12 protein-coding genes are annotated in these 21621 nt (G+C 43.8%); 8 read left to right on the forward strand and 4 right to left on the reverse strand.

Annotated elements, in window-relative coordinates; all coding sequences use genetic code 11:
• The first annotated feature begins 197 nt into the window (after positions 1-197).
• On the forward strand, positions 198-347 hold the full coding sequence (locus FAM09_RS30680; RefSeq protein ID WP_153825450.1) for a hypothetical protein: 150 nt from the start codon (positions 198-200) through the stop codon (positions 345-347).
• A gap of 193 nt (positions 348-540) precedes the next feature.
• On the opposite strand, the gene FAM09_RS12300 is transcribed toward FAM09_RS30680, so the two are convergent.
• From FAM09_RS12300 to FAM09_RS12310, 3 genes are all read right to left on the reverse strand, one after another.
• Positions 541-1095, reverse strand: a complete 555-nt coding sequence (locus tag FAM09_RS12300; protein ID WP_136577418.1) for a hypothetical protein — start codon at positions 1093-1095, stop codon at positions 541-543.
• Between the two features lie 188 nt (positions 1096-1283).
• Positions 1284-1979, reverse strand: a complete 696-nt coding sequence (locus FAM09_RS12305) for a hypothetical protein (RefSeq protein ID WP_136577419.1) — start codon at positions 1977-1979, stop codon at positions 1284-1286.
• 1418 nt (positions 1980-3397) lie between these two features.
• Complete coding sequence (locus tag FAM09_RS12310) at positions 3398-3904, reverse strand: hypothetical protein (protein ID WP_136577420.1); 507 nt, start codon at positions 3902-3904, stop codon at positions 3398-3400.
• A 162-nt stretch (positions 3905-4066) separates the two neighbouring features.
• On the opposite strand from FAM09_RS12310, the gene FAM09_RS12315 reads away from it, so the two are divergent.
• The 6 genes from FAM09_RS12315 to bla all read left to right on the forward strand — a co-directional run bounded on the left by FAM09_RS12315 (position 4067) and on the right by bla (position 17708).
• Positions 4067-4750: a hypothetical protein gene (locus FAM09_RS12315; RefSeq protein ID WP_136577421.1), complete on the forward strand. Its 684-nt coding sequence runs from the start codon at positions 4067-4069 to the stop codon at positions 4748-4750.
• Positions 4751-4905: 155 nt separating this feature from the next.
• Entirely contained in the window at positions 4906-8964 is a 4059-nt protein-coding gene (locus FAM09_RS12320) for a two-component regulator propeller domain-containing protein (RefSeq protein WP_243751657.1), read from the forward strand.
• A 352-nt stretch (positions 8965-9316) separates the two neighbouring features.
• The gene (locus tag FAM09_RS12325) at positions 9317-12418 is read left to right on the forward strand and encodes a SusC/RagA family TonB-linked outer membrane protein (RefSeq protein WP_136577423.1); all 3102 of its coding nucleotides are present in this window, start codon (positions 9317-9319) and stop codon (positions 12416-12418) included.
• Between the two features lie 18 nt (positions 12419-12436).
• Positions 12437-14131, forward strand: coding sequence for a RagB/SusD family nutrient uptake outer membrane protein (locus tag FAM09_RS12330; protein ID WP_136577424.1), 1695 nt, complete (start codon positions 12437-12439; stop codon positions 14129-14131).
• 125 nt (positions 14132-14256) lie between these two features.
• On the forward strand, positions 14257-16680 hold the full coding sequence (locus tag FAM09_RS12335) for a sugar-binding domain-containing protein (RefSeq protein ID WP_136577425.1): 2424 nt from the start codon (positions 14257-14259) through the stop codon (positions 16678-16680).
• A 155-nt stretch (positions 16681-16835) separates the two neighbouring features.
• Complete coding sequence (gene bla, locus FAM09_RS12340) at positions 16836-17708, forward strand: subclass B3 metallo-beta-lactamase (protein WP_136577426.1); 873 nt, start codon at positions 16836-16838, stop codon at positions 17706-17708.
• Between the two features lie 126 nt (positions 17709-17834).
• Here the strand turns inward: bla and FAM09_RS12345 are convergent, their stop codons facing one another.
• Positions 17835-18932, reverse strand: a complete 1098-nt coding sequence (locus FAM09_RS12345; RefSeq protein WP_136577427.1) for an RICIN domain-containing protein — start codon at positions 18930-18932, stop codon at positions 17835-17837.
• 246 nt (positions 18933-19178) lie between these two features.
• On the opposite strand from FAM09_RS12345, the gene FAM09_RS12350 reads away from it, so the two are divergent.
• Positions 19179-21614 (forward strand): outer membrane beta-barrel family protein, encoded by a 2436-nt coding sequence (locus tag FAM09_RS12350; protein WP_136577428.1) that lies wholly within the window; start codon positions 19179-19181, stop codon positions 21612-21614.
• Positions 21615-21621 lie beyond the last annotated feature (7 nt).

A 21621-nucleotide genomic window follows, 5' to 3' on the forward strand; every position in this document is an offset into this window, starting at 1 on the left:
CAATTAAAAAAACTATTTTAAGATAGTACCATGCAACTATTTTAAACGTCTATACTTTAAACATTAAAATGTAACATAATTTTTAATCATCAACGCTCACGAACCTTCTAATTTCGTAATATATAATATGAAGAAATTACTTTTAGCTGCTTGCAGCTTTATGGTTGTCGAATAGACACTTATAACACAGGGATCGCATGTTATCCACATTGGTATCGATGGTTTACGACCTGAATTTTACAACAACCTTCCTGGAATATGGTGCACCTTCGGCAAGCTATGGAAGATGGTTCTTATGCGTAGACGGCGTTTTTCCAACAGTCACCTACCCTTCCCACTGGGTTTAGGCTTTTGTGATTTGCTTTTTGGGTCCCTGTTATTTGAAATTTGGTTTTTGCCTTTCAAATCCCAAAATCTCTAAATCCCAAAATCTGGAAAAAAAAGACCCTGCTATTTACAATGAAATAACAAGGTCTCCATTATATAACTTCAATTGAATTAGATCACTGTTTTACAAGATCCAATCTACAATAGTCAATATTAAAGTCCGGCTTCAATATCAAACACAATAGTAGCAGTACCGGTAAGTGTGGTAGTTGTAGCACGACGTGTGGTACCTGAAACTTTGTAATACAAAACGGTTGAATTGAAATAATTCTTCAGATCAACATCTTTTACCGGAATGTTCAAAGTGGTAGCATAAGCATCCGGATTAGAAGTTAAACCGGCAAATACAGTATAGGAAGGTATGTTGTTGGAAGCCAGGCCGGCTTCGCAAGCTGATAAAGCACCCCAATTATCATTCTGGGTGGCATTATTCAATTGCAGGGTGATGCTTTTCACTTTTACCTGTTTGATATTGCTGGTACCAAGGCTTGAATTTTCAATTTTTAACAAGCTATCGATGTTGATCCCAAATTGAAAAGCGGTCAGTTGTTGTGTACCTGCAGGTTGAGGCGCAATGGAAAACTGAATATCTGCAGTTTCCAGCGGTACATTTATTTTAATGACATCTTTTAACTTGTTACAGGAGGTAACTGTGGTAAGGGCTAATACGGCAACAAAAAAACCAAGAGATCTGGACAAAATTTTCATGATACTGATTTTGGGTTAAATGTGGTTTTAAGAAACGGCCAAATATATAAAAAATTATATGCATGTCATAACAAATTGGGTGAGTGTTGCTTTTTTGTATGTAGATGAACGTTTGTTGGGGGTAAAAAAACAAAAGGCTGCATGCAATAAAGTTGCAGCAGCCCTTGATTCACTTTTATTTCAGAACACTAATTTGATACCGTCTTTTTAACTAAAGGCAATTTTGCATACTGGATCAATACTGAATCACCCTCAACCAGTTTTGATTGCAGACTATGATTCTTAATATTGATCGCAGGTATTTCGATTGGCGCCATGGCGCAATCTTTGGTTACTGAGGCATAGGTTAACATAGGTATATAGTAATTGATCCCAGATTTAATTATAGGATATGTTCTGCGATAGCTTGCGCAGCTTCCATCCGGGCAATCGTAGTAGGATGAAAATTCAGGAACTTTGCCGGCTAAAGCGCTACAGGTAGAATTATTTTCAGGCACAGGCGTAGAAGTGTATTCAGAAACGATCATCAAAGAATCTTTCTGCGCTACAATTTCCATATTTGTACCATTAATGTGAACCCTGTTCTTTTCAAGAAAATACAGCACCGTGTTGTTGGCATTTATATTAACCGAAGATTGGTTAACATAAAAATAGTTTTTGGTTTCAGTACTAACATTGCGGTCAAGGAAATCCTGAATCACAGCAGGATCAGAAATAACTCCATTGCTGGTATAAATAGCCAGTTCGTTTATTTCCATTGTGGAGCCAGGATAATAGGTTTCCAGAATTTTGTCTCCCGGAGTATTCATTTTATCATCTTCTTTAGAACATGCATTAAAAAACACACCAGATACTAATAAAGGGAGCAGAACTTTGTACTTCATCTCGTTTTGTATTATAGTTTTTATAGACTACGTAATTATTCAGTATGGTACGCACGTACGGGGCCATATAGCCGCATAGCATGCGCCATTCAGTTTTTCTTCCGGACTGAAGCTTCGCTAATAGTAATTAATAAAGGCGGTTATCCTTTATTTTCTCAAGCCGTTAGGGACAAACAACAACTGTTTTTCTGAAAACAATGGCATCTTATCGTTCCTGTTCAGAAATGACAAGCGTTTTGCAGATGTAATTAAAAATTTTCTTAGGCAAACTGTATATTCCTGCAATCGGGGAGTGATTATCAGGGATGGCAAGTATTAATAATTGTCAAAATTACACCTTCCAGTCTTTCCAACCAATATTTGTGTAAAAATTTTCATTACTAAGAGCAGATTTTTTTCTGGAAGGTTGCATTACCGTTATAATAATTTTGTTTAAAAAAATGTAACCTTTCCATTCTGAGTATAAAAGTAAATGCATGGAAATACAGGAGTTAGTGACAAACATTTTACCTGGAATAGATATCCCGGGGCTGAACGCTTATCTATGTACGAAATGCACTCTTCAACTATAGTACAGGTTTAGTTCCGGTACACTTCTCATATGGGAATAATCTATATGAACCAATAGTTGTTGCCTTTGAGCACGTAGAAAAAATTAAACTCCATTCGGATCAAGTCAAATTCCCGGGGGATGCTCTATCATTTAAGGTCCTTATTGCTTTTTTCCGGAGATAACGGAAAAAAGCCTGGCTAAAATTACTTTTTTGGGGAGATGATCACTTTCTTGTAACAGATGATCTCTTTTCCGGCAGCGATAGTTGCTTGTTCTCAGGTTATAAATTATTTTTCTGAAGGATAATTGCTTTTTCTCCGGTTATAGCTTCTTTTTCCTGGGCGATAGATACTTTTTCAGGTGAGATAAATTAGATCTTTTCAATTATAGCTCATTTTTGTCAGAAATAAATACTTTGTCGGGTGAGATAGTTACTTTTTCTCCGGTGATAGATTCAATACGGTTCATTATAAATTATTTTTCCCGGTCATAGATACTTTTTCCTCATTATTTATTTTTTTCTGAAAAATAGCTTTGGGAGGGTTGATTTTAACTTATAATCAAGAAAAAGTAATTATCTCGCTTGCTTTATAACTTAACACCGGGAAAAAAGTACTTATAGAGGAGTGTAGAAAATAAAAAAAAGGTCTTATAACTTATAATGGCTAGGAATATACTTTTAATGCAAGCGAGTGTACTTAAACAGGCAACAGGCTTGTTTAACTAACAGAGGAATTGATCTATAAAGAGAAATTTATACTATTAAAGCACACGAATGCGCTTTCGCTTACTCTTTGGCTAAACTTTCAGAAAAAAAGGACCGTCAGTGACAGTCCCTTCGATAAAAAGTTTCAAAACCAAAATTTTAGTCCGGTTTGGTTATTTGAATTAAAACATAACTGGGGAAGAAATTGATCTCATTTATGTTTTCTACATTATTCCAGCGGGTTACAATCTTTCCGTTTTTGAATGTAGGTTTTGAAGCAGGCAATCCCAGTGTTTGTATGGCATCATCATTATCCGTTAGATCGGGCGTGTTATTAATTGTAATTCTATCAGCACTTCCCGATTTGAAAATGACCTCAAATTGCCCGTTTTTAAAAAATGCCCGTTGACAATCGGATTGTTCGCAAGGAAACCCTTTCACTTTTTCGGTACTTTCAGCTTTACCAAGCACCGCCTCTACCTCAGCCAGTGTTTTGCTACCTATTAGTTTAAGATCAATAATGGGTTCCAGTTTCTTTTCAGTGGTATTTTCAGCAGCGGAAGCATTTTCAGTTTGAGTTACCTCCTGTTCCGAATTGCCGCAACCGGTCATAAATAATAAAGCTGCAAGCGATGCCGCGACCGTCAAATTCATCATCCTTTTCATACATGATAGTTTTAGTTAATAAACCGTGTAAGGCTACAACAATTGGTGGAAATAAAATTGGGTGTTTTTCACGTATTTACTATGTGCACCAATCAAAAAACGTGAAAAACACCCATTTATAGCAGATCAAAATACTGTATCATGTAGGCTTTAATCCTTTACATGAAAAAACATCCACGACACCCGGGGTATACAGGCCTGGCCAGAATGATAGCTTCAAATAATAAGAAAGAACAGGTAAATAGCAAACCCAATAGTTCTGAAAAAACATCATTAGTAATTTCAATCATTGCCATCGGCATTTCCTTACTCTCACTTTACTTCCAATTTTTTTATGAAAAATATTATTTAATTGCCAACGTAATTGACGGCACCTTCGAAAACGACTCCACCTTAATTACAAAAGTCGTTTACCATAATAAAGGAAACCAGCATTCAACAATTGTTCAGAACACCATATACTTCTATCAGGATTCAACCGACATAGAAGCAAAAGGATTTTACTTTTCAGCAACAAAACCTGAGATCACCAGGAGAGACGATTATGACCCGGTTGTTTTAACGCCCGGGCAACAGGTGTACAGAGATATTATTCAACCAATAGATTTTCAATCGTTAGACTATCCATCATTAAACATTGACCCTTCCAGGCAAATTAAAATGGCCATAAAATTTGGATTTGTTAAAGACAATGGATTCATTGCTGTCAATATCATTCCTATAGGGTGGCTAAAGCTGGACTCGTCGCTGGCCGTAAAATACTGGAATATAGATTTTGCAACCCAGCACCTGGAATCTGACACCTTTTATACCGCAAGGCATCTTAAACCTAAAGATGCTAATTAACAACTTACACGTCATAAAATTAGGCTGCTCAATATTTTACATGCCTATATTACTGCCTTCCAACTTCCCCCCATTTTTCTTATTTTTAACCCCTAACGATTACCTGAAAAGTGGGGAATTACATGAGATTGAAAGCTATTGGAACATTTTGTTTTTTGCTTCTGTTAACACTGCGCGTACTTGCTGATAATTACCCGGTCAAATACCTGGGTATCGAGCAAGGTCTGTCCAACAACGTCGTTATCAATATTTACCAGGATTATAAAGGCTTTATGTGGTTCGGCACCTACGATGGCCTGAACCGTTACGATGGTTATGGGTTCAAGATCTTCCGCAATGTCATTGGCGACAGCACTTCCCTGAATAACAATACCATTTACACCATTGAAGGCGATGCAGACCACAACATTTGGGTGGGCGGCCTCAAAGGCGCCTGTGTTTTCGATCCCGTGAAATCGAAATTCTCCCGCTTACAATACAAACTATGGAAAAATGCGGGCTGGCAATATGTGCAGGATAACATCCACACTATAAAAGCCGCGAGCGGCGGGTACATGCTCATCGGTACCCAGCAAAGCGGGTTGCTGGTTTTTGAAAATAAAGGGAAACCCGGTATTCAAATTCCGGTTCAGCACGATATCTCCCTGGATGCCAATTACGATGTTACAGCTATTGAACCCGATGCCCGCCATAATACCGTTTGGGTATTCATTCAACAGGTAGGGTTATGCAAATACAACCACGCCAAAAAGAGCCTGCAACTCATCACCAACACCATTAAGCAAGCCAATTGCTTAAAAGCTGATAAGCAGGGCAACCTGTGGCTGGGTAATGAAAACGGCTTATACCGGTTCGATCTTTCCACCAATAGTTTTTCCGAAAACTTCATTCCCTACCGCAGCAAAATTGTAAACCTGTACTTCGATAAAAAAGAAGTGCTTTGGATTGGCTCCGACGGGGATGGACTGCTGCAACTGCCACCCGGCGCGTCAAAAGCGGCCTCCTTTGTTTCAGCATCGGGCAGGTCATTGGTGAATAGTAATGCAGTGTACGCCATTTATGAAGATGCCGATGGCCGTAAATGGATCGGCACCCTGCGCGGCGGTATCAATATGATTGAATCGAAAACGAGTTCCTTCACGCATATCACGTATAATCCGCCGGGAAACGACAACCTCGTCAACAATTTCATTTTGTCGTTTTGCGAAGATGAAAAAAACAACGTGTGGGTGGGAACCGATGGGGCCGGACTCCGTTACTGGGACCGCAGGAAGAATACATTTACGCAATACACCAATAACAGTCCCGGTAATAACTCCATCAGCAGCAATTTTATCACCAGTATAGTGAAAGATCATAACAATGAGATCTGGGTTTCTACCTGGCTGGGCGCCATCAACCGTTTTAATAAAGCGTCTGGCACTTTTACCCGCTACGATTGTTATAACCCGGCCACCCGCGAAAAAGAAAACAATGTCTGGCTGCTGTACCAGGATGCGCAAAACCGGCTTTGGGCCAGCGCTACCAATGAGGGCAGCCTGTATTTGTTTAACCGGCAGGCTGATCGTTTCGACCTTTACGATAAAGACATTACCAACCTGCAATGCCTTTCCGAAGACCGGCAGGGCGGTTTTTGGGGTGGCAATTATTCTACCCTCATCAAGATCGATCGCACCGGCAACAACCATCGCCGGTATAATTTAGGGCATACGGTGCGGTGTATTCTTGAAGACAAAAAACAAAGCTTCTGGATCGGCACCCAGGATGGCGGCTTATTGCTATTTGACCGCCATACCGGAAAATATAAACGGTTCACTACTGCCGATGGCCTGCCCGGCAATACCATTCTGCGATTGCTGGAAGATGATGCCGGCAATTTATGGTTAAGCACCTACAACGGTTTGTGCCGGTTCAACCCGCAAACAAAAACCTGCCGTAATTTTTCCCAGTCCGATGGATTGCAAAGCAATCAGTTCAGCTTCAACGCCGGTCTGGCGCTGGCATCGGGTGAATTCCTCTTCGGCGGCATCAAAGGGTTTAATATTTTTTACCCCGATAGCTTACAGGACGAAACCGAACAACCGGCCATCTTTTTAACCGGCCTTAAGATCAATAACACTTCTGTAGAAGGAGATGATCAGTACGTTACAGCAAGAACGCTTGAGCACATTAACCAGGTTACCATTCCTTTTGACCAGGCGGTTTTGTCGCTCGATTTTCTGGCACTGGAATATTCAGGCGCCGATAAGATCAATTACGCATACTTTTTACAGGGGTGGGATAAAGACTGGAATTATGTGAACCGGATCAGAACGGCGAACTACTCAAGACTACAGGAAGGGAATTACCTGTTCAAAGTAAAGATCATGAACCCCGACGGTACGTGGGGCAACGAAACCCAATTGCTGCAGATCATTGTGCTGCCGCCCTGGTACAGGACCTGGTGGGCGTATTTGCTGTACGTATTATGTTTTGCCGGCGGTATTTATATATATATAAGATACACCAGAACACAGGAACGGTTACGGTATGAAATAAAACTGGCGCATATTGAAAATGAGAAGGAAAAAGAGTTGATGGAAAAGAAACTGACCTTCTTCACCAACATCTCGCATGAATTCAGAACGCCATTATCGCTTATTATTAATCCGCTCCGCGAAGCGCTGCATACCGAAAAACATACGCTTCGCAACGACCTGAAAATAGCCTGGCGCAATGCACGCCGCTTGCTGAGCCTGGTTGATCAGTTATTGCTTTTCAGAAAAGCAGATAATGGGTCCGACACCACTAAAATTTCCGCCATCGACATTATTCAACTTTGCGATGAAGTTTTCCAGTGTTTCGTGCACCAGGCCAAAACAAAACATATCGATTACCGGTTTTCAACCACTACCCCTTCGCTGACCATTTACGCCGACTACGAAAAGGTAGAGATCGCCCTGTTCAACCTGTTGTCGAACGCGTTTAAGTTCACGCCAGAAAACGGGTCCATCATTTTTAGTGTTAAGGAAACAAATAATACGGTAATCCTGTCAATCAGGGATACCGGCTGCGGCATTGAGCCGGCCGACAGCCAGCGCATTTTTGAAAAATTTCAACAGGCCGGCCATGGCAAACGGCAAACGGGTTTTGGCATCGGGCTCTTCCTGGTTAAACAGTTTATCGAAAACCATAAAGGATCCGTTATTTGTACCAGCGTGTTGAACGAAGGCACTACATTCACCATTACTTTATTCAAGGGCATCGCCCACCTGCAATCAGGGGCTGGTTATGATTACGTAACCGGCGATCTGAATGAGAAAAACAAGTTGCTGCAAGAGCTGGCCGCCGAAGTAGAACAACAGCCGGAGGAAGAAAATGAAACCATGCCCGTAGTAATGCAGGATGGCAAACAGGCGGAAGAAGTAGTAACGCAGAAAAAATCGATCCTGCTGATAGACGATAACAGGGAAATAACCCAATACCTGCAGCAGATCTTCGAAAACAATTACCTGGTATACGTGGCTGATAATGGCGATGACGGGTACAAGCTGGCGCTGCAACATATTCCCGACCTCGTTATCAGCGATATTAATATGGAAGGAATGGACGGCCTTGAATTGTGTACTGCCTTAAAACAATCCGAAACCCTGGGCCACATTCCTGTTATCCTGCTGACCGCTTCCTCGGCAATCGATATGAAATTAAAGGGTATTGAGGGCGGTGCAGATGATTACATTACCAAGCCATTTGATAAAACCTTGCTGCAGGCCAAGGTGGAAACCATTTTGCGGAACCGGAACCTGTTACAGCGGTTTTTCTTCGATAGCATCACTTTAAAGGAAACCTCCTCCAAAGTACCAGCCGAATACCAGGAGTTCCTGCGGAAATGCATTTCGGTGATTGAACAGAATATTGACACAGACAGCTTCACCATTAAGAAGTTCTCGCAGGCCATGGGCATGAGCCACCCGGCTTTATATAATAAAGTAAAATCTATTTCGGGCCAGTCGCTGAATGCGTTTATCAGGTCTATCAGGCTAAGAAGGGCGGCCGTTCTTATGTTAACGGAGAATATGAATATCAGGCAGGCGGCCCTGCAGGTTGGTATTAATGATGTGCGCTATTTCAGGGAACAGTTTGTAAAGGTCTTCCATATGACCCCATCGGAGTACATAAAGAAGTACCGGAATTCCTTTAACAGGGACCATAATGTGATTAAAACTAACTCGTGAGATTTTAAATGCCCGAAGTAAGAAGCAGGAAGTCAACTCCATCAACCTGTTAACTTCTTTCCTACCTCTTACTTCCTACTTCATAAAGCTATGGAGATGGCTATAGGACATTCAACTTCCTTTCAAAACCATTTTAATCAACGTCAATTTCTATAATTTACCCCCCATCTTTTAGTGATTTACCCCCTCTCGCCCCCCTGTGGGAAGGCTACTTTGCATATGTAATCAGCCTGTATAACAACTGTTCTGAAGTAAGAGGCGGAGGAATCCCAACTCGCCGCTTATACTAACCACTAGCTGATTTATGCGGCTGCCTAATGACTTATTTTTTTAACCTAACGTGCTTGTTCGTATGAGACAATTGCATCTGAAAAACAGGGCAATCTGTAAGCTTCTTTACAGGTTAACCCCACAGCTTCTTCTCATTGGTTTTTTTCATCTCATTAGTTTATCGCTTTTTGCCCAGACGCAAGTTCGCGGCAGGGTAATATCGGCAGAGGGTCCCATAGCCGGTGCTACCGTGACAATTAAAGGTACCGCCACATCAGCAGTGACCGATGCAGATGGAAAATTCTCCATTCAGGCGCCTGAAAAAGCCACCCTGGTAATTACCCATGTAAACTTCGCAACCCTGGAAATGCTGGCAGGCGGCGACATGGAAATAACCTTACAAAATTCCAAAATTGACCTGTCGGAAGTAGTAGTGGTTGGTTATAACACCCAAAAGAAAGCAACCGTTACCGGTTCAATTTCTGTAGTAAAAGGCGCCGACCTGGTAAAAAGCCCGGCAGTGAACGTTTCAAACTCTTTGGCCGGCCGTTTTTCCGGTGTTATGATCAACAACCGCAGTGGTGAGCCGGGTTATGATGGTTCATCTATCCGAATTCGCGGTTTGGCCACTATGCGCAATAATGATGTGCTCATCGTGGTAGATGGGGTGCCCGGACAAATAGGCGGTTTGGAAAGATTGAACCCGATGGATATCGATAATATCTCCGTATTGAAAGATGCATCGGCCGCTATTTATGGAAGCCGCGCTGCCAACGGGGTTATTCTGGTAACTACCAAACGGGGAAAAGCAGGAAAATCCTCTTTTTCTGTGACCTACGATCATGGTTTCTCCTCTCCTACGCGCTTACCAGATATGGCTGATGCGCCTACCTATGCAGCCATCGCCAATGAAATTGCTTATTACAATAACCAGGCGGGTGGCATGAACCAGCAATATTCTGCCGCTGACATTCAAAAATTCGCCGATGGCTCCGATCCGTTGAATTTTCCCAATACAGATTGGGCAAAGGCCACATTGAAAAACTCAACAGGTCAGGACAATTTAAATATTTCCTTAGCAGGCGGATCAGAGAACGTTCGCTATTATGTGGGCGCAGGCCTGCTGAGCCAGGATGGTTTATATAAAAATGGCGCGGCCAAGTATAATCAATACAACTTCCGCGCTAATCTCGATGCTACGGTTACCAAGGACTTTAAAGTAGGCGTATATTTATCGGGCCGCCAGGAAGACCGCCAATTCCCCACCTCATCGGCTGGTACCATCTTCCGCTCTATTTATCGTGCCTACCCAATCATTCCGGCCTTCTATCCCAATGGCCTGCCTTCTACCGGTATTGAAGGTATGAACCCGGCCATGATGGCAACCAACGCCGGCGGGTTGAACAAAAATCCCGGATCGGTATTTAATGGTATCCTGAAAGGCAATTACAATATTGCTGCGGTGAAAGGATTGTCTTTAGAAGGATGGGTAGCTATAGATAAATCATGGTTTTTCAACAAAACATTTTCAACACCTTACTTATTATATTCGTACGACAAAAACGCCAATACCTACAATCCAAGGATCGTAGGCGGTTCTAACAACGCGGCCATGCTGAGCGAAAGCCAGGAGAACTTTACACAGATCACCTCTCACCTCAGGCTGAACTATGCGAACAGTTTTGGCAAACACAACGTCAACTCATTCGTGGCTTATGAACAAAGCGAATTGCGGCGCGAAACGTTTGGCACTTCCCGCATAAACTTCCCAACCACGCAAACGCCCGAATTATCACAGGGCGGAACAGCGGCCACCGACCTGGCTAACTATGGCGGCAGTTACCGGTTCACCCGTAAAAGTTATTTGGGAAAAGTTTCCTATAACTACGATGAAAGGTACCTGTTCGATGCGCAGATGCGTATTGACGGATCTACTACGTTCCCTCCCGGTAACCGGTTCGGCTATTTCCCTTCTTTTTCTGCCGGCTGGCGTATCTCGAACGAATCGTTCATGAGGGACATCTCTTTCTTAACCGATCTGAAACTGCGGGCATCATTCGGTACCCTGGGTAACGACAACGTAAACCCGTTCCAATACTTTAACAACTATTCATTGAACAGCCAGGTAGTTTTGGGTTCCAGTATCGTTCCGGGTATAGACCTTACCAAACTGGCCAATGCCAACATTCGTTGGGAAGTAGCGCGTAAGACAGACGTTGCGATCGAAGGGGTTATCATGAATAATATCTTTTTTGAAGTAATTTACTTCCAACAGAAAAGAAGCAACATTCTTGCACCCCGTAACGCCTCTATCCCCGCTGTATCAGGTATCGTGAACGGCTTCCAGCAAGACCCATTGGTGCCAGATGAAAACATCGCTAAAGTAAACAGCAACGGTATGGAAGCTACCCTGGGTTATTATAACCGCAAAGGAAAATTCCACTACGGCGCCGGCGGTAATTTCACGTTTGCCAAAAGCAAGATCATCTTCATGGATGAAGCCGCGGGCGTATTGCCTCACCAAAAGCAAACCGGCCGTCCTTTAAATACATCCTTATTGTATAATTCACTGGGCATCTTCCGTACGGCTGATGAAATTGCCAAATACCCGCACCTGAACGGCGCGCAACCCGGCGATCTGATATTGGAAGACTACAACAAAGATGGCAGCATCACTGCCGATGACGCGGTAAGAACCAAATACGGCAATGTTCCGCAGATCACTTATGGCATCAACATGTTCGCCGATTATAAATCATTTGACATCTCGATCGTTTTTGCCGGCCAGGCACAGGTAAGCCAGTTCGTATTACCCGAAGCCGGTACTGTAGGTAACTTCTACAGCAGTTGGGCCGATAACCGCTGGAGCCCCAGCAACCCGGGCGGTTCATTCCCCAGGGTTGATACAAGAACTTCAGCTTCTGTGAACGGCGGCCGTTATCCCAGCACATTCTGGCTGAACAATGCAGCTTTCCTCCGGCTGAAAAACGTACAATTAGGTTATAATGTTACCAGCCAGTTACTTACAAGAATGAAAATGCAGTCGCTTCGGTTATACGTGAGCGCTTTCAACCTGTTCACTATTACCAAAGTAAAAGATTATGACCCGGAAGGCGACAATTACAGCGGCCAGTTCTATCCACAGCAACGGATCATTAACGTAGGTATCGGATTAAGATTCTAAACATTCAATTGTGAGCAAATGAAAACAACATTTCGAAATATTTTATATACAACGGTTATCGCAACAGCGATCACATCGTGCAAGAAAGATTTTCTTACTGTTACGCCAACAGATCGCGTTTCAGAAGCGGCCATCTTTGGCGACTCCCTTCTGTTTGAAGATTTTGTTTATGCCCGGTATGTGGGTATAAGGCTTCAGGACAAAGAAGGCGATGGCACCAACCCCGGTTTTGGCCGTGGTTTCGAATACGCCATGTGGAGCTCGCTCACCGATGAATCCATTTATAACAATGATGATAATACGTGGCTGGTTCAAAGAGGATTGCTGGCGCCGGAAAATACAGGTATTGCCGGCACTATCTGGGGACGTAGCTATCGCAGCATCAGGGAGTGTAATTTCGCTATTACCAATATAGAGAAAGTAACAATGAGCCAGCCGCACAAAGACAAGCTGCTGGGCGAATTGAAATTCATCAGGGCATTCCGGTACCACGACCTCATCAGGAACTATGGTGGCGTGATATTGATGGGCGACAAAGTATACAACCTGGGTGATAATTTACAGGACGAAGCCTTATTTACAAGAGCTTCATTGAAAGAATCTATTGATTACGCTGTTGCCCAACTGGATGAAGCAGCGGCTGCATTACCCCTGAACAATGACGGTAACTGGCTGCTGGGCCGTGCTACCAAAGGCGCCGCATTAGCGCTTAAAGCAAGGTTGTTATTATATGCAGCAAGCCCGTTATACGCTACAGGCACCTGGCAGGCGGCAGCAACCGCAGCACAGGCTGTTATCAGTCTTAACAAATACAGCCTTTATACCGGCGGCTACGGCAACCTGTTCTTAAATGGCGACAACAGCGAAGCCATCTTCGAACGGTTGTATACAAAAAATGCCGGCCATACGCACCTTGAAATTGCGAACGGGCCTAACAGCTATGGCGGCTGGGGCGGTAACCTGCCCTTGCAAAACCTGGTCGACGATTATCAAATGGATAATGGTAAACCCATTACCGATGGCACTTCAGGTTATGATGCTAACAACCCATATGTAAACCGCGACAAACGTCTTTATGCTACCGTATTATACAATGGCGCCAGCTATCGCGGCAGTACCATTGAAACGTTTACGCCCGGTGGTAAAGACAGTAAAGACGGTCCGGATAACTGGAATACCTCTAAAACCGGTTACTACCTTAAAAAGTTCATGAACGACGCTTATCCTTTACAGAACCCATGGGGCAATGCAGGTTTTCAACCCTGGTACTATATTCGTTATGCGGAAGTATTGTTGAACTTTGCTGAAGCAGCTAACGAAGCCTATGGTGCAGATGTAGTGCCTCCCGGTTCAACTTTATCTGCCCGCACAGCCGTTAATCTTGTTCGTCAAAGAACAGGCGTAGGCATGCCAGCACTGGCATCCGGTTTATCGCAATCGCAAATGCGCGATGCTATCCGGTACGAACGTCGCGTTGAACTGGCGTTTGAAGAGCACCGCTTCTATGATGTAAGAAGATGGAAGATTGCCGACGTAACAGAGAACAAACCAGCCGGCGGTATCACCGTTACCAAAAGTGGAAGCACCCTTACTTACACACCCAAAGTGGCATTGGATGGCCGTAAGTTTGAGACCAAACATTACTGGTTGCCCATACCACGTGCTGAAATACAAGCCAGCAATAACAAGATTACACAGAACAGCGGTTACTAATTCAAGAACTAAAAAATTATAAGCATAAAGAATCAAATCCCAAAGCTCCATAGTATACATTGAGCTTTGGGATTTGTCTTTTTGGGTTCTTGCGATTTGAGATTTGGATTTTTTTAAATCATGATATGAACTGGAACCGTCATTTTTTTACGCTGCTGCTTTTTGCCCTGCCGGTGGTCCTGTTTGCCCAGAAAACCAGGCAACAGATATTATTCAATGCAGACTGGAAGTTTCATAAAGGCGAGCAGGCGAATGCTGAAAAAAATTCTTTCAATGATGCAGCCTGGCGAATGGTGAACCTGCCACACGACTGGTCGGTTGAAGGCCCTTTCAGCAATGAATGGGCAAGCGGCACAGGTTATTTGCCGGGCGGTACTGGCTGGTACCGGAAAACATTTACCATACCGCCGCAATTTAAAGGCAGGCAGGTCTTCATTTACTTCGATGGGGTATATAAGAACAGTGAAGTGTGGGTCAATGGCCATTACCTGGGAAAACGCCCCAACGGATTCATTGCTTTTCAATATGAGTTAACAAAATACCTTCTACCCGGTTTAAAAAATTCCATTGCCGTAAAAGTTGATCATACCACGTTTGCCGATTCAAGATGGTATACCGGTTCAGGCATATATCGCAATGTATACCTCATAGCAACAGACCCGGTGCACATTGATCAATGGGGCGTCGCCTTCACCACACCGGCCGTGTCAACCACCCGTGCCAATGCCCGCGTTCAGGTAGCGATAGCCAACAGCACCAAAGGAAACAGACCGGTAACCGTACAATGCCTGCTCCTTGACAAAAGTGGTAAACAGGTGGCCGCCGCACAAAAAAATATTTTGGCTACGCCCAATGCCACAACGCAGGCCGACTGTGCTTTTACCGTTGCCAACCCTACCCTATGGTCTACAGACAATCCATACCTGTATACGTTACAGGTGAACGTTATTTCGGCCGGAAAAAAAATTGATGAGTGGACTGACAAAGTAGGCATCCGTTCCATTCGATTTGATCCGGAGAAAGGATTTTACCTCAATGGCGTAAACTCCAAACTGCTGGGCGTATGTATACATGACGACGCCGGCGTGTTGGGTGTGGCGGTACCGGAAGAAGTATGGATCAGAAGATTTCGCACACTGAAAGCAGCAGGTTGCAATTCGATCCGCCTGAGCCATAATCCGCATGCGGATTATATTTACAGACTATGCGATGAAATGGGTTTCACTGTAATGGATGAAGCGTTCGATGAATGGGAAACAGGAAAGAACAAATGGATCAAAGGTTGGAATAATGGCCAACCAGGTAAAGATGGTTACAATACTTATTTTAAAGAATGGGCGAATAAAGATCTGCGGGATATGATCCTGCGCAATCGCAACCGTCCGTCTATTATAATGTGGAGCATCGGCAATGAAATAGATTATCCCAATGATCCCTATACGCATCCGGTACTTAACTCTGGCAATAATCCGCAGATCTATGGAAGAGGTTACGATACCACGCATCCGCCGGCGACCAGGCTGGGCGAGATCTCAAAACAATTGGTGCAGGTTGCGAAACAATATGATACCACCCGCCCTGTTACCGCGGCGCTGGCTGGTGTGGTGATGTCGAACACCACCAGCTATCCCGGCAACCTGGATATTGTAGGCTATAATTACCAGGAATACCGTTTTGCAGAAGACCATCAAAAATATCCCAACCGGGTAATTTATGATAGTGAAAATGGCATGCGGCTAAGTGCCTGGAATGCGGTTAACAACAATAGTTATGTGGCAGGGCAATATTTATGGACGGGCGTTGATTACCTTGGCGAAGCAGGTAAATGGCCGAACCGCAGCAACCAGGCCGGGTTGATAGACCTCGGTGGTTTTCCCAAAACCGAATATTATTTCAGACAAAGTATCTGGACGACCAAACCGATGATCTACATGGGCACTGCCCGCATTCCAAAATCAGAGGATAATGGCATCTGGAGTCACAAACAGGCGGCGCCAAAATGGAATGGTACAGATGGAGATTCCATCCGCGTAAACTGTTTCACCAATTGCGAGGAAGCTGAATTGTTTTTAAATGGCCAGTCATTGGGCAGAAGAAAAATGGCCGATGCCAGGAACAGGACCTTGTGGTGGAACACAATGTATCATCCCGGTGAACTGGTGGTGAAAGGATATAATGAAGGGAAAGAAGCGGCGCAATACACCCTGAACACAACCGGCAAGGCGTCTGCCATAAAAGCAACTGTATACAAAGATGCGTTGATCAATGAACGCACAGGTGTACAACAGTTAGAAGTATTGCTGGTTGATGAAAAAGGCCAATATGTATATGATGCCGACAACGATATAACTGTAAGCATTACAGGCCCCGCTACCCTGCTGGGATTGGAAAACAGTGATGCGCATGATGTAGGTGATTACCAGGCCAGCACCAGGAAAGCGAGAAACGGCCGGTTGATCGTATATGTACGACCGCCGGTAAAAAGCAACGCCTATGAAATAACAATAGCATCACCCGGATTGGAACCCGTGACCGTGAAGCTTAATTAAGTGAACGCTCCGCCAGCTAGCGGAGGTCCTACCCTTTAAGAGATCCGTCCTTATAGCAAAGCCCTGACAGTACTGTCGGGGTTTTTTGTTTAATATCCACTTTACGATCTCTTTCCAATTTTCCATTTACATTTATGATCGAAAACACTAGTCAAATGAAAAAAAAAGTTCTAATATCTGTACTCGTATTACTAAGCATCCATACTTCCCTTCTGGCGCAAAAATTAACGCCGCTACCCTTCAATGATAAGGCGTGGTCCGATTCAACCGAACCATTTCGCATAGCCGGGAACCTGTATTATGTTGGCACTTATGATCTGGGTTGTTATTTGCTCACTACGCCTAAAGGACATATCCTTATCAATACCGGCCTGGCCGAATCGGTGCCCATGATCAAAAAGAATATGGCGCAGTTAGGTTTCAAATTTTCAGATATAAAGATCCTGTTGACCACGCAGGCGCACTTTGATCATGTGGCGGGAATGGCGGCTATAAAAAAACAAACGGGCGCCAAAATGATGGTGGATGAAAAGGATGCCAGAGTGTTGGCAGATGGCGGTAATTCCGACTACTACATGGGAGGCCATGGGCCAATGTACCTGCCGGTAAAAGCAGATAGGCTATTAAAGGATCACGAAACTATCAGCCTGGGCGGAACGCAGCTCGTACTGTTGCATCATCCGGGCCATACCCAGGGCTCCTGCAGTTACCTGGTAACGGTGAAAGATGAAAAGAAAAGTTATACCGTGTTAATCGCCAATATGCCTACGATCCTGACTGACACGAAAATGTCTGGTATGCCCGGCTATCCTGAGATCAGTAAAGATTTTGCTTATACCCTGGATGCAATGAAAAAAGTTCAATTTGATCTGTGGGTAGCATCGCATGCCAGCCAGTTTGGTTTGCACAAAAAAAGAAAACAAGGCGATGCTTACAATCCGGACGCATTTGCCGATCGCGCGGGGTATGATAAAATATTAGCAGAGATAGAAGCACAATATCTCAAATTGAAGCATCAGCAAAAATAATGGCTGGTGGCTAGTGGTAAGTAGCTTGTAGGATTTTATTTGAGACTCGCTATTATATATGAAACTCAAACTGGTTGACCATGTATTCCCCTACCCGCCACTCACTACTAGCTACCAGCTATTTTTCTACATCCCATCAGCCCGCATCGCCCATACTATTTTCACATGGCGGTAAGCGCCTGCCTCCGACCACTCGCTATCATAATTGAGCCCATACGGCCAGAAGTGACCGCCGCCGGTATTGATAACCGCGCTTGGTCCATCAAATGACCTTATAGCATCCACAGCGGTTGTTCCTATAAAAAGTCCGCCTGAAATATTCGAAGACCAGCCAGACGAAATACCAACACCATATGTATGCGCTATTTCATGCATAGCGGTGCGCACTGCCTGATAGCTGGTGTTCGCCCCAAACCGAATGTTTCCATTGGTGCTGCCATCAGCGGTAGGAACACCCGTGTTATATTCAACCGTCAACGTACGGGCGGGCCAGTTTGCGCCGGCATTATAACGGGCGCATGCCGCATTCATGGCATTGGTGATCCGGGTTTGCACATCAGCCGGAACACCGGTGGTTGTCAACGTCCAGGTCAGTTGCCCGCTGTGCGTAATTTTCAACAACCCCCATTGCTGATTTTCTCCACCCCAGTAACCCCATTGGGCAACATCGGCGCCCGGCGATTCAGATTGACCGGTAACATCCAGGTCTTTGCCGCTGTTCCGGTTAACAATACGGTAATAACCGTTGCCCACGCTAATGAATTGCCATTGCTGGTTGTTGGCGCCTGAATAATCATGGATATCCACGTTGTCGCCATCAGCAGTACCGGCATTGTACACCTGCAGCGCTCTTCCGCTTTGTACCCCAATAATAGAGTAATACCCGCCGGAGAGTTCGGTAAGTGTCCACCGTTGATTGGTGCCGCCTGTTGCGCCCCATTGCAGCACGTTCGACCCATTGGCAGTTGCAGCCGAGGCAACATCGAGCGCCATACCGCTTTTACGGTTAACAATTATGAATGTACCATTGGCTAAAGTTTGCAATGTTTCTGAGGCGGGCACTCTTGCGGTTGTCAGGTTGTCGTTTTTCCTGTCTCCTGAAGAATTGGTTGCATCAGTTGTTGCATTTTCTGGTATAACATCTTTTTTGCAACTGGCAAAAAACAACATAGGAAGTAGCAGGACTAACGCTAATGAACGTAGACTAAGCAATCTGATTCTCATACTAGGTTTGAATTTAAGTAAATGAATAGTATGAAAATAATCAGATGAAGATTGAAACACCGGGGTGTAATTGGTTAAAAAGGGGGGACAATATAATAAATCACCAGTACGCTGATGAATTCTAAGGTTAAGAAAATGCCGATTGAAGTTATTCGTAAAATGCCGTTCATCATATAAATCCAATACCTACGAATATATTCGTTAATCTTGCAGGTCAAGAACCCAACCTTCAGCAACCAAGCAGCCATGAAAAATTTGATTCCCTTTATTATTCTAAAGGCAGTTCTCTTTACGCTGCCCGGGCAATTATTTTCACAAACACCTTTAAAGTTATCAGGAACGGTTTCAGACAGCAGTAAGCCACTAACTTTGGCAACAATACGCCTGTTTAAAATTAATAATACGAACCCCCTGCAAACAGTTCTATCGAACGAGCAGGGACGTTTTCAATTTACCAAACCGGATACCGGAAATTATGTGCTTTCATTCACCCATACGGGGTATACTGAAAAAAAGGTCAAAATAACAGTTACAACAACAACCGGCGATATGCAAATAGATCCGGTTCAACTATCCAAAGTAACTGGTATGATGAAAGAAGTGGTGGTCACTTCCCAGCGACCGATGGTGGAACAATCGGATGATAAAACCGTATTAAACGTGGAAGATGACCCGGCTAACAAAACAGAAACGGCTATCGACATTCTGCGGAAAACCCCTTTTATAACGGTGGATGGAGAAGATAATATTAAAGTAAACGGAAAATCAAATTTCAAAGTGTTGCTCAATGGGCGGGAAACTTCCATGTTCGCCCGGAATATAAAAGAGGCGCTGAGAGGATTTCCCGGTGCGCTTATTTCAAAAATAGAAGTGATAACAACGCCTTCCGCCAAATACGACGGCGAAGGAATAGGCGGCCTTATCAATATCATTACCAGGAAAAAAGTAAAAGGTTATAATGGCACCCTTTCTACTTTCTCAAGAACGAGCGACAAAATAAATAACTTTACCCTGAACGGGAATGCAAAATTGGGCAAATTCGGCCTTAGCGTTTTTATGAACAAAGGGTTTTCCGATCCTGTATTACAGCATAATTCCAATATAACGATCCCCACAACGCAAAACATTTACACCAAAAGAACGCTTGACGGCGGACAATACAACAGTGAAACCTGGAGCTTTGGCAATGCAGAATTGAGTGTTGAAATGGATAGCCTCAATACGGTCAGTGTGTATACGAATATTGATAGCTGGTCGAATAAAAGGGTAACTGATCAAACCATCACTACCGAGTTTGAAGCGGCCCCTTCATCAGTGAGCTATTTTAGCCTCAACAACACCAGCAAAAATCCCGGTGTGAACGTAGGGAGCGATTATATAAAACATTTTAAGAACAATAAAGAAAAGGAATTCACCCTGCGCTTTCTGGGCGAGTTCGGCAAACAAGACAACCAGCTTACCAGCTTCCAGGATAACCCCGGCACAGACCGTTATTTGATCAATAACAGTTATGCCATCAATAACCAGTACACCATTCAGATGGATAACATTTTACCGCTCAGTAAAAGCGACAAACTGGAAGGCGGGTTGAAAGCCATTCTGCGCCGCGCCAGCTCCGACTTCCAAAGCCTGATCAAATATGGCGAAACAGACGAGTTTAAACCGAATGTTGCCAACACAGATTATTTTAAATATAACCAGGATGTGCTCAGCGCTTACAGCATGTACAACTTCAAATTAAAGAAATCGAGTTTTCGTTTTGGCGCCCGGGTTGAACATACCAAAGTAAAGGGAGATTTTGTGGTATCAAAAACATATGTAGAAAACAGCTATACCACATTACTGCCAAACATTCAATTCACCAACAAGTTGAGCAAAGCCGCCACCCTGGTAGTTTCCTATACCAAAAGATTGCAGCGGCCTTATATCAATGACCTCAATCCGTTTGTTTACAACAACGACTCCCTGAACATTACAACCGGCAACCCCGATCTGGGCCCGCAAACGTTGCATGCTGTTTCCACGCAAATGCGGTATGGCAACGGAAATACATTTGCCGGCATCAATGTAGAAGGAAGTTACAGTGGCAATAAGATACTGCGGTATGCATTTTTTGATCAGCAAACAGGCATTACCAAAACAACCAGCCTGAATATTGGTAAGGAATATCAATGGAGCGTTGGCTTGAATTTCAGCACGAAGATCACGCCCAGATGGAATGTGTACGTGAATGGTTCACTCCGTTACAATACGGTTAAAAACAATGCGGATGCATCGCAATCCAATAGCGGTTTAGGGGGCAATTTAAATCTGAGCACAAGCTACAAGTTCACCGAAAAATTTACGGTGGGCAGTTATTTGGGTATATGGCAGGACCCGCGCAGTATTCAAACAACGTATCCCTTCAATATCTGGCACAATGTGGCATTCAATTACAAGATATTTAAAGACAAACTCCTGATCTCACTCAGAGCAGTGAACTATTACGAAAAAACGCGTGACTTCAAAAGCATTACGAAAGACAGGAATTTTTACAACACAAACATCCATACGCCCATCAGGCGTGCCGGCGTATTAGCGCTCACCTGGAATTTTGGCAAGCTCACTGAAAACGTATCGAAAAAGAAAGGTGTGAACAACGATGATCTGCTTTCCAAACCTGCAGCACCTGCTGCTAATTAGGCTATAT

The organism is Niastella caeni, from assembly GCF_004834005.1.
GTDB lineage: Bacteria > Bacteroidota > Bacteroidia > Chitinophagales > Chitinophagaceae > Niastella > Niastella caeni.